This is a genomic window from Niameybacter sp., from assembly GCF_036655075.1.
In the GTDB taxonomy this organism is placed as follows: Bacteria; Bacillota; Clostridia; order Lachnospirales; family Cellulosilyticaceae; genus Holtiella.
In genome coordinates this window covers 17,424-30,722 of record NZ_JAVVQU010000038.1, presented here as the reverse complement: position 1 = coordinate 30,722, position 13,299 = coordinate 17,424, and the positions used below count along the sequence as shown (strand labels likewise).

General features: G+C 38.9%; 11 protein-coding genes and 1 pseudogene. 2 read left to right on the top strand and 10 right to left on the bottom strand.

The features are described from left to right. Positions 1–664 precede the first annotated feature (664 nt). From galU to RRY75_RS10745, 10 genes are all read right to left on the bottom strand, one after another. A complete protein-coding gene (gene galU, locus RRY75_RS10790; RefSeq protein ID WP_332492431.1) occupies positions 665–1,534 on the bottom strand; it encodes a UTP--glucose-1-phosphate uridylyltransferase GalU in 870 nt (289 codons plus the stop codon). Between the two features lie 52 nt (positions 1,535–1,586). Beyond that, a complete protein-coding gene (locus RRY75_RS10785; protein ID WP_332492430.1) occupies positions 1,587–1,994 on the bottom strand; it encodes a DUF1934 domain-containing protein in 408 nt (135 codons plus the stop codon). A gap of 139 nt (positions 1,995–2,133) precedes the next feature. After that, positions 2,134–2,940 carry a glutamate racemase gene (gene murI, locus RRY75_RS10780; RefSeq protein ID WP_332492428.1) on the bottom strand — a complete coding sequence of 269 codons (807 nt, stop codon included), beginning with the start codon at positions 2,938–2,940 and terminating at the stop codon, positions 2,134–2,136. 17 nt (positions 2,941–2,957) lie between these two features. After that, positions 2,958–4,007 carry a D-alanine--D-alanine ligase family protein gene (locus RRY75_RS10775; RefSeq protein ID WP_332716716.1) on the bottom strand — a complete coding sequence of 350 codons (1,050 nt, stop codon included), beginning with the start codon at positions 4,005–4,007 and terminating at the stop codon, positions 2,958–2,960. Positions 4,008–4,342: 335 nt separating this feature from the next. Next, positions 4,343–4,981 carry a stage II sporulation protein R gene (gene spoIIR, locus RRY75_RS10770; RefSeq protein WP_332492424.1) on the bottom strand — a complete coding sequence of 213 codons (639 nt, stop codon included), beginning with the start codon at positions 4,979–4,981 and terminating at the stop codon, positions 4,343–4,345. A gap of 136 nt (positions 4,982–5,117) precedes the next feature. Continuing rightward, positions 5,118–6,215: a glycosyltransferase gene (locus RRY75_RS10765; protein ID WP_332527707.1), complete on the bottom strand. Its 1,098-nt coding sequence runs from the start codon at positions 6,213–6,215 to the stop codon at positions 5,118–5,120. 324 nt (positions 6,216–6,539) lie between these two features. Continuing rightward, a complete protein-coding gene (locus RRY75_RS10760) occupies positions 6,540–7,718 on the bottom strand; it encodes a Ger(x)C family spore germination protein (protein WP_332527706.1) in 1,179 nt (392 codons plus the stop codon). After that, the gene (locus tag RRY75_RS10755) at positions 7,711–8,814 is read right to left on the bottom strand and encodes a GerAB/ArcD/ProY family transporter (RefSeq protein WP_332527705.1); all 1,104 of its coding nucleotides are present in this window, start codon (positions 8,812–8,814) and stop codon (positions 7,711–7,713) included. The genes RRY75_RS10760 and RRY75_RS10755 overlap by 8 nt, the downstream gene beginning before the upstream one ends. A gap of 1 nt (position 8,815) precedes the next feature. Next, positions 8,816–10,477 carry a spore germination protein gene (locus RRY75_RS10750; protein WP_332492419.1) on the bottom strand — a complete coding sequence of 554 codons (1,662 nt, stop codon included), beginning with the start codon at positions 10,475–10,477 and terminating at the stop codon, positions 8,816–8,818. Positions 10,478–10,522: 45 nt separating this feature from the next. Then, the gene (locus RRY75_RS10745; RefSeq protein ID WP_332527704.1) at positions 10,523–10,717 is read right to left on the bottom strand and encodes a CLC_0170 family protein; all 195 of its coding nucleotides are present in this window, start codon (positions 10,715–10,717) and stop codon (positions 10,523–10,525) included. 133 nt (positions 10,718–10,850) lie between these two features. Here RRY75_RS10745 and RRY75_RS10740 point away from each other — a divergent pair, with 133 nt between their 5' ends. Together RRY75_RS10740 and RRY75_RS10735 are read left to right on the top strand one after the other, a co-directional pair. Beyond that, positions 10,851–12,731 (top strand): beta-N-acetylhexosaminidase, encoded by a 1,881-nt coding sequence (locus tag RRY75_RS10740; protein ID WP_332492415.1) that lies wholly within the window; start codon positions 10,851–10,853, stop codon positions 12,729–12,731. A gap of 106 nt (positions 12,732–12,837) precedes the next feature. Continuing rightward, positions 12,838–13,299 (top strand): annotated as a pseudogene (locus RRY75_RS10735) (hypothetical protein); the annotation flags it as partial.

Here is a 13,299-nt window from a genome sequence, read left to right as displayed (position 1 = left end):
GTTTTATTGAACCCGTTTGTTGAAGCAGCGCTAGTTACTACTGGTACTGCTGTGATAATCATTGCTGAAGCTAATACTATAGCTAATTTTTGACGTAATTTCATAATTTAAAGCCTCCCTAAGTTGTCTGAAGCAAGCGACTTTCAGCGGGTGCATGTAATGTTTTGTAATACTTATTTAATATTTTTTAATATCTTTATAATAAGTTTTACGCCTACTGTCGTTGCTCTTTGATTTTGATTTACATGTTGATTATACAAGAGAGTTCCTAGCATTATCAAGTGTTTTTATTCTATTGTAACATTCGTGTAATCTCCTATCCTTATACATTTATGGTTTATCCTTGTATTTTCAAGGGGTGTACCCTACCCTTGATCGAATTGGGAATTTTTTCTGAGCCTTCTTTTCTGTTCACATTATTAATATTTAGTTAAAAACTTAAATTATCGTACATTTTACCACTTTATTCCTAGTCTATTGCGTTACACTTTCTCTCTCTTGTACACCATACTTCCTTCCTATATAAAAAAGGAGTAAGCTAGCTTGGTGTCTTCACACCTTTCTAGCTTACTCCTTATAAGAGATAATACTTGATTCTCTTTTATTATATAGATATTCTACTTTATACTACAACAGGCAAGTTATGGTGCCTATCCTCTAGGCCTTAGCCGTTTTTCACGACTTCTTGTAAATAAGCCATGAACTCCTCACGTAAGTCTTGGCGATCTAATGCAAAATCTACAGTAGCTTGTAAAAATCCAATTTTGCTCCCCACGTCGTAGCGTCTACCAATGAAGTCATAGGCATACATCTTCTCTTGTTGTGCTAACTTACAAAGGGCATCTGTAAGTTGAATCTCACCACCTGCACCTGCTTCTTGTTTTTCAAGAAGTGGGAAAATAGCTGGGTTAATGATGTAGCGACCAAGTACTGCTACGTTTGAAGGTGCTTCACCGACTTTTGGTTTTTCTACCATGTTTTCTACTGTATACATTCTATCGGCAATTTGGCCACCTTGCACAATACCATATTTGTCAACTTGGTCAGGTGCTACGGTCTGTACCCCTAGAATAGTTGAACCATAAGCTTCATACATATCCATCATTTGCTTAAGGCAAGGTACTTCTGAAGTAATCACATCATCGCCTAGTAATACTGCAAAAGGCTCATCTCCAATGAAGTTTTTGGCTGTAAGAACTGCATGACCAAGTCCTTTCGGTTCTTTTTGACGAATGTAGTAGATGTTTGCAATTTGAGATACATTCCTTGCAATTTCAAGCAATTCATCTTTTCCGTTCTTTTCTAGTTCCATTTCAAGCTCTACAGATTTGTCAAAGTGGTCTTCAATGGCTTTTTTTGTACGTCCTGTTACAATAACGATATCTTCAATACCAGAAGCTACCGCTTCTTCTACGATATATTGAATCGTTGGTTTATCCACGATTGGTAACATTTCCTTTGGTTGTGCTTTTGTAGCTGGAAGGAATCTTGTTCCAAGTCCTGCTGCTGGAATAATGGCTTTTTTGATTTTCATTTTGAAACCCCTCTCGACTCTTACTCTATAAAAGTTGTTGTGTTAAAAGTTCTTACAAACTCTCTATAAAGTATATATTATCACTTATTTTTTTGCCTTGCATCATAATTTCATAAGAAATCATTAAACTTACTCCATCTGCAAAGTGACTTTTTATTTCATGGGTTGTCACTGCCACGTCTAATGTCCCATAAGGTGTCTCATAATCCGTAGTGTATGGCTTAGCAAGGTCAAAAATCATAGTCGCGTTCAGTGCACCACTACGTTTAATCGTCACCACACCCTCTTTTACTTTGATTAAGTTGTTGATCGTTACATTGTACGTTGTATCTACCTGCTCAAACTTAATGTATTGACTCCCATTACGCTCAGCTACCACACCTTCTATCATCATCTCTTCTATATGATCATGTTCTTCATACTTTTGAGTTGTAACTAATTTAAATTTTCTTGCCTCCATATTTCGGGTCTCCTTTGTTCTATTCTAACCTTATTTTTTATAGTGTACCCCTACAAGAAATGACTCATACCCTATACGAAAACTCCCATGTCATTGTACGCAACAACTTGGGAGTCTCTTATCACCTATTGATACCGTTTTAATAGGCTTCAATATCAATTTTTTCTACGTGCTCTACTGGATAATCCAAAAAGACTTGCGCCATCTTCTGCATACGGCTTGTATGGTCACTAACATAGAATTTGTAGCTTGCCACTTGGGCATCACTTTGCATATTCTTACTTTTTAGTAATCTTTTAATACTAAAAGCTGCCTCTGTTGCTGGGTTAATGAGGGTAATCTTGTCCCCAAGCACTTCGCCAATAGTTTCTGTAAGCATTGGATAATGGGTACACCCTAAGATAAGGGTATCAATCTCATGTTCAGCCAGTGGCAATAAGTACTCTTGTACCACTTCCCGTGTTATAGCATGGCCTGCCCAACCTTCTTCTACAAGCGGTACAAAAAGTGGACAAGCTTTGCCAAATACTTCAATCTCTGGATTTTGTTGTTTCAATAAGTAAGGGTACTTTCCACTATTAATAGTAGCTTCTGTCCCAATGATACCAATACGGTTATTGCATGTTGCCTTAAGCGCCATACGTACACCTGGTTCCACTACACCTTCTATAGGAAGGTGTGGAAACTTGGCACGCAACTCCTCAATACAGTTGGCATTGATTGTATTACAAGCAATAATGATGGCTTTGACATCTTGCTTTTGTAAAAAACGGATAATTTGTGCTGAAAACTTTGTAACGGTTTCTTTTGACTTACTACCATAAGGTACTCTTGCTGTATCTCCAAAGTACACAATGGACTCATTCCCAAGACGTTCCATCACTGCTTTTACGACTGTAAGTCCCCCGACTCCTGAGTCAAATATGCCTATTGGTCTATTGTCCATAACGTTCTACTTTCTCCTTAAAGGGATGCTAAATCTAGTAATTTTGTAACTAACTCTTTTGTTTCAAGTCCTGCTGCTCTCCAAAGCATAGGATACATACTAATCGATGTAAAGCCTGGAAGTGTATTAATTTCATTGAAAATAATGCCCCCATCTTCTTTAACAAAGAAGTCTACACGTGAAATACCCTTGCCTTCTACTGCTTCAAATACATCTTTGGCATAACTTCTGATTTGTTCTTTAACACTTGCATCAAGTCTTGCATCTACAACTGTCTTAGATTCTGCATTGTTGTATTTGGCATCAAAATCGTAGAATTCTGCTGCTGCAAGAATCTCACCTACACCTGAGACCTGTACCTCACCATTTCCAAGTACTGCTGTTTCTACTTCACGTCCAATGATTGTCTCTTCTACAAGCACCTTCACATCATGTTTGAGTGCTTCCTTAAGACCTGCAATAAGCTCTTCTTTGTTATGTGCCTTAGAGATTCCTACAGATGACCCTGCGTTGGCTGGTTTAATAAAGTATGGATATCCAAATGCACCTTCTACTTTTGCTACTACTTGAGCCTCATCTTGCATTTCTCTTTCATATACAAGTACAAAATCTGCTTGTGGAACACCTTTTTCTTTCACGACAATCTTAGTAAAAGCCTTATCCATAGAAACTGCCGATGCAACCACACCACAACCTACAAATGGAATTCGAGCCAATTTGCAAATCCCTTGGATTGTTCCATCTTCACCATTTTTACCATGAAGTACCGGAAATACTTTATCAATTTTAATAAATACTGGGGGTTCTTCTTTTTTTAACACGACAAGACTTTTTCTAGTTGCATCTGGGCTTAAGATGGCTGGAATCCCCACTTCTTTCCATCTATTGCATGTAAAGTCTAAGTTGTTGCCTGTATAAAGTAACCAATGTCCCTCTTGTGTAATCCCTACTGGGTAAATCTCGTATTTATCTGTATCCATCTGGCTAATAATTGTCGTCGCTGATTTCAAAGAAACTTCGTGTTCAGAAGATTGCCCTCCCAATAACACTAATACGTTTTCTTTCATTTTGGTGTTCTCCCTTCATTTTCACAGTTAAGTCTAATTGTATTACTTTTACTATAAATATTCAAGACTTCCCGAAATGTGAACATTGACTCATTCACTTTCCCTACCCTAACAAATCCAATAGAAAATCCCCAAGGTATGCGACACCTTGGGGGTTTGTTCTACATAGTGAATTTCTATGCAAAAGATAATAACAATGTAATATCTGTTTTGAGCTCGACCTTCATGTCTTGCATCTTATCTTACTTCCTTATGGATCGTGTTCATCTATACTTCCAATTATACACTAGTTCTTTACCTGTTACTACGCTTGTATACTTTTTTATCTACTTTTCTTACTTGCCAAACCACTCCACAATTTTAAATCTCACATCATAAGGCTTGTCTGCTTGGAAAGATACAATTTCATATTGCTCGTCGGTCAAGTTTTCTTGAAGGGCTTCTTTCCCCTCTAGTGGTACCACACCGGTTGCTGCATCTACGTAGCAAAGAGGAGGAAACATGACACACCACCAATTTTGTCCCTTACCTTCACCAATGAGGATACGACACGCCTCGTAGTTGCCTGCTGGGAAGACAATATCTCCATAAGTTTTAGTTGGGAAGTCCTCATGTTTAAGCTCCACTTGCACACTGTAATCCTTACCCCAGTTGGTAATCACTTGTTGCGCAACTGCTGCAATCTCATCCATATGTTCGGTAATACGCTTACGGGTTTCATCAATCCCTGGAGAGTCCTTCAAGACAGGCTCCATATAAAGCAACACTGCATCTCTTACATTCTCTTTTAAAAGTTGGTCTTCCTTTGTATCACTGTTTGCCAAGACGTGGAAACGAATAACATTCTCGCTTAACCCCTGTGACATGGTTGTCGCATATTCTTGCATAGACACCAGTGAAAGTACAACTACAAAACATAATACACTTGATATGTAAATAACTTCTAACCAATATTTATTCATCCATTTTGCCATGGTAATAACCTCCTTAAATCTATCTAAAAGGAGTATTGCCTTTACAAATAGTTTTATACACACATACAAATTATTTAGTGTGTAAATTTCCCTTTTCTAGCTGATATTAAAATTATCTTATTCACACTTAAAAGGCTCACCGTCGTCTCTTGAGCCTTGGGTACTTTCTTTTTAATTCACGTCTATCTTGTGTAACAGCCTTCTTTTGCCTTGAAGCTGCATTCTTTTTACTCAAGGTCTTAACCTTTTTAGGCCTGCGCTTAATCGGTTCCTCTTGCTTAACTGGACTTTCACTGCCTCGTATAGGACGTATACGCTCGAGACTGAGCTTGAGCTTTTCATCTGCACAAATTTCCTTTACTTTGTTAACTCTGTTTTTCATATCTTCTTTGTTTTTGCCTTGAACCTCATTAAATATTGCGCTAAATGCCATACCTATATAGCGCATGTCTAGACGATTACGCATTTGCTCTTCAAGGCCAGCACTCTGAATATACTTTTCCAAAAGTTCATGGACACGCATTTGGTCTTCCCACATATTCTTTTTATAAGTGTGTAAAATAGATGTTGGATTTTGAATGTAATGATACAGGTAGTCATGTACAATACAAATTTTTTCTGCATTTAACAATGCTTTTACATTAAAAGCTAAGTCTTCCATAATATTTATCCCTGGCTCAAAACAAATCTCATGTTGTGTCAAAAAGTTTTTACTATAGAGGCCTCTCCATACGCATCCCATCACAAAATTATAATGAGGCATAATGTCATCAGCACCTACCATATTACTCACAAGATGCGCTACAATCTCTTCTTGTATAAGCACATCCTTTTTAATCTTAAGGGTCTTAGGCACACTACTATTTTTATCATCCTTATAATAGTTACATAAACAAATTGAACATGCTTGTGCTTGAATCTGTGCTGTCATCACCTCATACATATTAGGCTCTATCCAATCATCAGGGTCCACAAAGCCAATATACCTGCCCCTTGCATGCAACAGACCTGTATTGCGTGCTACAGATACGCCCTGATTGACTTGGTCGATTACTTTGATACGCTTATCTTGCTTAGCATAATGCTCACATACTGCCAAGCTTTCATCTTTAGATCCATCATTAATAAGTATAATCTCTATATCTTCCAAAGTCTGTGCCAAGAGTGACTCCAAACATCTTGGCAAATAAGTTTGGACATTATATATAGGAACTACAATACTTACTAAGCTCATCTATGTCACTTCCTTCTTCTTAATCTTAACTCTAAAGGTATAATATACAGATGTAGATTGTATTAATTTTGATTGTTTTTTTTAATTTATCTATTTTTTTTGCTAAATTAAAATTAGTATTGTTGTTCTCATTATATTGCTCATTATTAAACTTGGCAACCGAGAACCTCAGTTACTTTTAAATGGTTTCTTAGATATGCTACATCCCTTAAAAGATGTTATTTCCCGGGCAAATCAGGTCGTGGCTTTGCTGCGCAAACTTATCTTATTTGCAAAAAGGGTACTACACCTAGCAACGTGTGCAGCCCCCTTTTTTGTGTGGTATTAATCCTCCAATCCAGTGCTTTGGATTGCCACATTTACGCCAATACTAATAGGCATCTTTTGATAAGTTGTAGCTAGCCAAGTAGGCTGATATTTCATCCAAAGGGCTGGCTTTTGTCTGTAGAAGGCTTCTCCAATGCCAAGGAAATCTACATTCATTTCTTTAGATTTCACAATGCCAAGTTCTACTTGTTTGACGATTTCTTCTGCAATTAAGACCTTAACCTCTTCTATGGTTTGGTGGTCAATGAGCTTATCATCTCCTGTACTTAAGTACTCAGAGATACTGCCTTCTGCTTCTATCTCGATCAAGCACCAAGGTCCTTCTGGCGTATCTCCAAATTTAAGTTTGCTCTTCTCCCTTTTCACATTATAGGTAAGAAGGGTATTACTATAAGGCACCACCACAGGTGAACTTTCAATTTTGCCTTCTACAAAGAGTTGGCTACGCACTTCCTCTTTGGTCAAGTAACCTACAAGTTCATAGTTCTGGATAACTGCTGCGCCACTAATGTTGATGTCACCTGTATTTTGTTCAATATCTTCTACATGAAAAAGTGGCAAGGTGGAAACACCTGTATCATCCATCTCTTTGATGTAAGTTCCCACCAACTGCTTCTTAAAGAAGCTGGTTGCCCTTTCACCATTATTAAAGTAATCCATAATATATAGCCCAAGAATAGGTTGCTCGGCATTTTCTATTTGGCTTGCAAGCTTCGCCTCTCCATTGACAGCAAGCAGAGGGACATTTCTTGCAATGAGCATGTCTCTTGAAAGTCCATCCATTGCCCTTTTAAAAAGTTCTGGGTCCTTCAACAAGCTTTCTCCAAAGAGTAGGGCTTTGACATGACCAAAGCTTACAGAGTTTTTATTCTTAATCTCCAAGTCATCCACACTAGAACCTAGTGTAGGCGCTTGGACTTCAATGGTATTTTCCACCTCTGTGGCTAAAGTATTGGTACCTGAAAGCTTTCCAAAGTCAGGTATAGTATAGGAAACCGTGTAGATATCTTGGTCATCTATGAGCTTAGTCTCATCATACTCAAAGTCATCATTTTTATCCACTGCCAACTCTAATATGATCGAACGATTATTTACCTCTGTACTATCCCAACAACCGCATAGCAAGGTGGCTGTCATCCCAAGTAACCCTATAAGCACTAGAATTTTTTTACCCATTTTTTTCTCCTCCTTTACCACTCACCTTGGCAATAAGAAGTAATACCAACGGAATAATGAGCAAGAAACTCAGTCCCCACTTGCTGTTAAAGTTAACCAAGTAGCTATAGGACTCAGACAAGCTTCCAGGAATCATACTTATAAAGAATACAATAGGGATAAGGGGCATCACTGTTACATTTTGCCTATTAAAATGAGCAAGTCTACTCATGGTGAGGCTCGCTACATACATGGCACCACTAATGTACATATACACACTCAAAATCCACCATGCCATCATGAAAATTTCTTGATTTTCTACAAATGAGCCTGGAAGTTGGATACTTTGCATCAAAGTAAGTACAGGCCATATTTGTTTCGTTGCAGTCACCATCCCTACACCCGTAAAGGTGAATCCAATTAGAATCACTTCGAGTATGCTAATCACACCTATGGCATATAGCCCTACAGATTTAAGCTTGTAAGGTTTACTCACCAGGTTGCCTATAATGAGCATAAACTCTAACGGCATAAAGGTCATACTTACAAAATAGGCACCTCTTATTACCCCTTCTGGATTAGCTGTGCCAAAGGGCATCAGTTGTTTGTAGTCTGTCTTTACCGCCACCATTGCGAGCACAAAAGCAAAAGGTACAAAGACAAAGTACGCCACAATCTCCGCCATACGCCCACTCGCTTCAAGGCCTGACTTAATCAAATAATGTACAGCAAATAGTAAAATTAATATAATGACAGGTAAGGGGGTCTTAGGCAAAAGTACTTGAGACACCATCTCTGCAAACATACGTACTTCAAGGCCTGCCCCAATAATTATTTTGATGATATAAACGCCTATTAGAATCATCCCTAATACTTTGGTGACCACCTTAGGCGCAATTGTGTCTAATCCTTCTCCTGGAAAGCGCTCTAGCAGCGATACAATACTCCATACATACACTGCCCCAAAAGCAAAGGCTAAAATAGGGAGTAAGTAACCATCATGCCCCGCCATCTTTCCTGCTATTCTAGGTAAAATAAGCATAGACATATTGAACATTTGAAGGATGAATAAAATTTTGATCTGTCTTACAGATACATTGGCATTATGGGTATACACTCTATTCATCTCCCTTCTTAGGTTCACCTTGAATGTCTGTCGCTGTTTGTGCACTATCTGGTCCTGGTGGTGCTTCAGTCACATCTTTAGAATCGCTCAAACGAATACGTGTTTTTTGATGGTCTCTCGCATAGCGTGGTCTACGATTTTGCAAGAAGATAGGGAACCGAATAACTGTATCCCTAAAGTCTCGATAATCGTTTTGGTCACCTGCTGTATATGGCGCCAAAAAGGGTGTGCCAAAGCTTTCTAGAGAAGCTAAGTGTGCAAGAATCCATATGAATCCCATTAAGAAACCAAATAGCCCAAAGCATGCACAAATAATAATAAAGATGTAGCGTAGCAGTCTATAGGCTGCAGTCAGACCATAGTCAGGAATGGCAAAGGTTGCCACTGCCGTAATCGCTACAATAATGACAATCATAGGACTAATCAACTTGGCATCTACTGCTGCTTGCCCGATGACAATACCTCCTACTACGCCTAATGCATGTCCTACAGGTCCAGGCAACCTAATCCCAGCCTCCCGCAAGAGCTCAAAGGCCATTTCCATAATTAGCATCTCCATAACACTGGTTAGGGCTATGCCCTGCCTAGATGCTGCCAAGGAGACTGCCAGTGAAGTCGGAAGCATAGCTGGATGGAAGTTTAAAATCGCAATGTACAGTCCTGGCAATGCAAAAGATAAGAAAGAAACAATGTATCTCAGCATTCTTGTAAAACTCATAATTTGCCAGCGTTGATAGTAGTCTTCAGAAGCTTGATAGAAGCTATTTAAGGTAGTGGGTACAACAATGACAAAGGGTGAAGTATCTACAACGATTGCCACCTTCCCTTCCATTAAGCTTGAGGCGACCTTATCAGGTCGTTCTGTCGCCTGTGTCTGTGGGAACGGACTCTTCCAACTATCTTCTATAAGTTGTTCAATGTAACCACTGTCAAAGACACCATCTATGGTGTACTTTTTAAGGCGTGCTTTAACCTCCTCTACAAGTTCTGGTCTTACGATATCTTCCATATACATAATGGCGACATCTGTACGACTTCTTGTCCCTACCGTTGTCATTTCTACTTTCATCTTAGTATCTTTAATACGTCTTCTAATCAAAGCTGTATTAAAACGAATAGTCTCCACAAAGCCATCACGTGGTCCTCTTACAACAGCCTCTGTCTCAGGTGCACCTACACCTCTTACAGGCCAACTACGGCTAGCAATAATAAGCCCTTTCTTTTCTCCATCTACAAAGATAACCGTATCTCCAGATAAAATAGAGGTCACCATCTTATCCATATCATCTGATTCTTTGATATCAAAGGTAGCAGAAAAATGATTCATAATCAGCTGAGTTTTTGGCTCACTGACAGCAATGCGTTCACCATTTAAATTTTTGTAGTCAATAATACGACTTAAGAAGAAGTTTTCTATAATATCACGATTTACCATTCCATCAATATAAATCCCATAAATCCTTATAGGTGTTACTGTCCCTATATTCACTTCCCTCTTGACTACATCCGTACAATTCTTGAAGAGATAGTCCAAACTTTTTATATTTTCATCTAAGGACTCAGCTAAAGGAATAACAATTTTGTTATCCTTATCATGAAAGGCATCTTCACGACTCGGCTGATTTACTTGATTTGCATTTTTTGCATTTTCCATCTTCTTTTCACCCTCTTTTTTCTTATGCCTTATAACTCATTTGTGTCAGAACAACAAAAAGATTGCGCTACCGATACCGACTACGATATAGATATAACCCACAATTTGTGAAAATCTTGCTTCCCTTTTAAGGTGTTCCACCTGCGCAAAAGTCTCTTTTTGCAAGATTCCCATATAGCCCCCTATCCCTAGCATTACTAACACAATGTAAATACTCATCATTTCTTGCAGTTTAGCCATAGCGCACCTCACCGATTATGTTTTTCTCATACCTCATTGTTTGAAATAATTTTCAAAAATATACACTATACTAGGCAAAAAAAGTATATTAAAATACTTTATAGATGTTGTTAAACAACTAAGGAGGAAAACTATGAACTTTTCTGGGGAGTTATCAGTATTACAATTTGGATTAAATGAGGTAAGAAATTACTTTAACCTTGGGTTAGAAGATGAGGTTAAAGTCGTTCAGCTAGAAGCCTCAAGTGATGTTTGCCTACGTGTTACACGCGGCGTGGAAAATGTCATTGCCTACAAAGCAAAACATCATTTCTTTAGGGGGTTAAGCCTCTATATGCAATTTGTAGAAGAAGGACAAGCTACTTTCAACTATGAAGAAAAAGCTTGGATTCCGGTAAGTGGTGCGATGTTTGACGTTTCTCGTAACAGTGTCTACAAGGTTGACAAAGTCAAACAACTCCTTGTACACCTGGCGCTGATGGGACACTCCACTTGCATGCTTTATACTGAGGATACCTATACTATTGCTGAGTATCCATACTTTGGTTATATGCGTGGACGCTATACACAAGAAGAGCTTAAAGAACTGGATGAATATGCTTACCAACTTGGGATTGAACTCATCCCTTGTATTCAAACTTTAGCTCACCTTAAACAAACACTTAAATGGAACTATGCTATGCAATTCAAGGATACAGCAGATGTACTTCTTGTAGGTGTACCTGAAACTTATGTGTTCCTAGATAATATGCTTAAATCTATCCGCGAAACCTTTAGAACCCGCCGTATTCACATCGGTATGGATGAAGCTTGTGACTTAGGACTTGGTCGCTCACTTGAAGTGCATGGTCATAAGCACCACCTTGAACTCATGTCTATGCACCTTAAAGAACTTTGTAAGCTTCTTGACAAATACAACTTTGAGCCGATGGCTTGGGATGATATGTTTATGCGTGCAGCTACACCTAACGGTGACCCATACGACCTAGGTGTAGCACTAGACGCTTCTCTCACAGCTAGCATTCCAGAAAATATGTCTCTTGTTTACTGGGACTACTACCACGACGAAGAAAGCTTCTATGATGCTTCTATCAACTTAAAGAAAAAACTTAAGCGCCCTATCATCTTTGCAGGTGGGATATGGAAGTGGACCGGCTATGCACCAAACTATGGACGCACCTTCCTCACTACAAACTCAGCCCTTACAATTTGCAAACAACATGGCATCCAAGAAGTCCTTGCAACGATGTGGGGAGATGACGGTGATGAAGCACCTATTGATGTTGCACTTCTTGGACTTATCTATTTTGGTGAACATAGCTATCTTGAAAGTGTAGATGACGCATGGCTTGATAGACGTTGCAAATACTTAACAGGTCTAAGTTTAGACGATATGAAAAGTCCTGAAGCACTTAATTTAATTGAAGGGGTAGACCAGCCAAACGTCAAGTCTTGCAACCCTTCAAAACAATTCTTATATCAGGATATTTTACTTGGTGCCTTCGACTTCTACGCTGAGGACTTAGACCTTACAACCTACTATAGCGACCTTGCAGATCAATACAGTGCCATTGCAGCCAAAAGCTGTGCTTATAGCTCTATGTTCAATATGTATGCAGCCCTTAGCACTGTACTTGCAACCAAAGCAACCATTGGAGTGGAGCTGCGCCAAGCTTACCTTGAACAAGACCACGAAACACTGGCTGTCCTTGCAGAAGAAGTGCTTCCAATGCTCATTTCAGATATGGAAGACTTTATTGCAGCACTTCGTACCGTATGGTACACCGATTGCAAAGGTCATGGTTTTGAAATTTTAGACATTCGCCTAAATGGTGTTATTGGACGTGCCAAAACAGCTATTTACCGTGTCAACAGCTACTTAAATGGAGAAACCGATCAAATTGAAGAGTTAGCTGACGACCGTCTACCCTTCCACACGGGCTGGAATAACCAAGATAATATCATCTGCTTTGACCAATACGCTTCCATCGCTTCTCAAGGTGCCACTTTCTAATGTCTTTCTAGAAATTTTGTAATTCAAATATTTATTCCAATTTTGTTGGATTTTTGGCAAATAAAGGATATAATGGGAATAGTTATGCAACTAAGGAGGAATATAAATGAAACGTTGTCCAAATTGTAACTTTCCAAATATAGATAGTGACTGCTCCTGCTTCAAGTGTGGTAGCTTATTAGCTGAAGAACTAGCTAATGACCCACTTCCAGCACCTGCACCATCTCAAACTTCTACAGCACCTGACCAAGCTCTAGCGTCAAAGGCTACTCCACCTGAGCCAGAACCTAACAGTTCTACATCACAAGAACAAGTAGCCTCTACTAAGTCACCTTCAACAGTGCAACGTCAAAAGACTCCAAGTCGTGCTATTCCTAGTGTAGCAGGTGATGAATTGGTAGTAAAACCCAATCCTGTATTTGACTCAAACACCAACATTATAGACTTCATACATACGCCAACTCATGTCACCTCAAAGGCTTCTCAAGATCCAGCTAATGATTCAACTAATGATTCAGCTAATGATCTGACTAGTCCTGCAACGGGACAAGCTCCTACTCCAGAAGCT

Coding starts and splice junctions, on each gene's coding strand:
- galU (WP_332492431.1), bottom strand. CDS start 1,534: ATGAAAATCAAAAAAGCCATTATTCCAGCAGCAGGACTTGGAACAAGA.
- RRY75_RS10785 (WP_332492430.1), bottom strand. CDS start 1,994: ATGGAGGCAAGAAAATTTAAATTAGTTACAACTCAAAAGTATGAAGAA.
- murI (WP_332492428.1), bottom strand. CDS start 2,940: ATGGACAATAGACCAATAGGCATATTTGACTCAGGAGTCGGGGGACTT.
- RRY75_RS10775 (WP_332716716.1), bottom strand. CDS start 4,007: ATGAAAGAAAACGTATTAGTGTTATTGGGAGGGCAATCTTCTGAACAC.
- spoIIR (WP_332492424.1), bottom strand. CDS start 4,981: ATGGCAAAATGGATGAATAAATATTGGTTAGAAGTTATTTACATATCA.
- RRY75_RS10765 (WP_332527707.1), bottom strand. CDS start 6,215: ATGAGCTTAGTAAGTATTGTAGTTCCTATATATAATGTCCAAACTTAT.
- RRY75_RS10760 (WP_332527706.1), bottom strand. CDS start 7,718: ATGGGTAAAAAAATTCTAGTGCTTATAGGGTTACTTGGGATGACAGCC.
- RRY75_RS10750 (WP_332492419.1), bottom strand. CDS start 10,477: ATGGAAAATGCAAAAAATGCAAATCAAGTAAATCAGCCGAGTCGTGAA.
- RRY75_RS10745 (WP_332527704.1), bottom strand. CDS start 10,717: ATGGCTAAACTGCAAGAAATGATGAGTATTTACATTGTGTTAGTAATG.
- RRY75_RS10740 (WP_332492415.1), top strand. CDS start 10,851: ATGAACTTTTCTGGGGAGTTATCAGTATTACAATTTGGATTAAATGAG.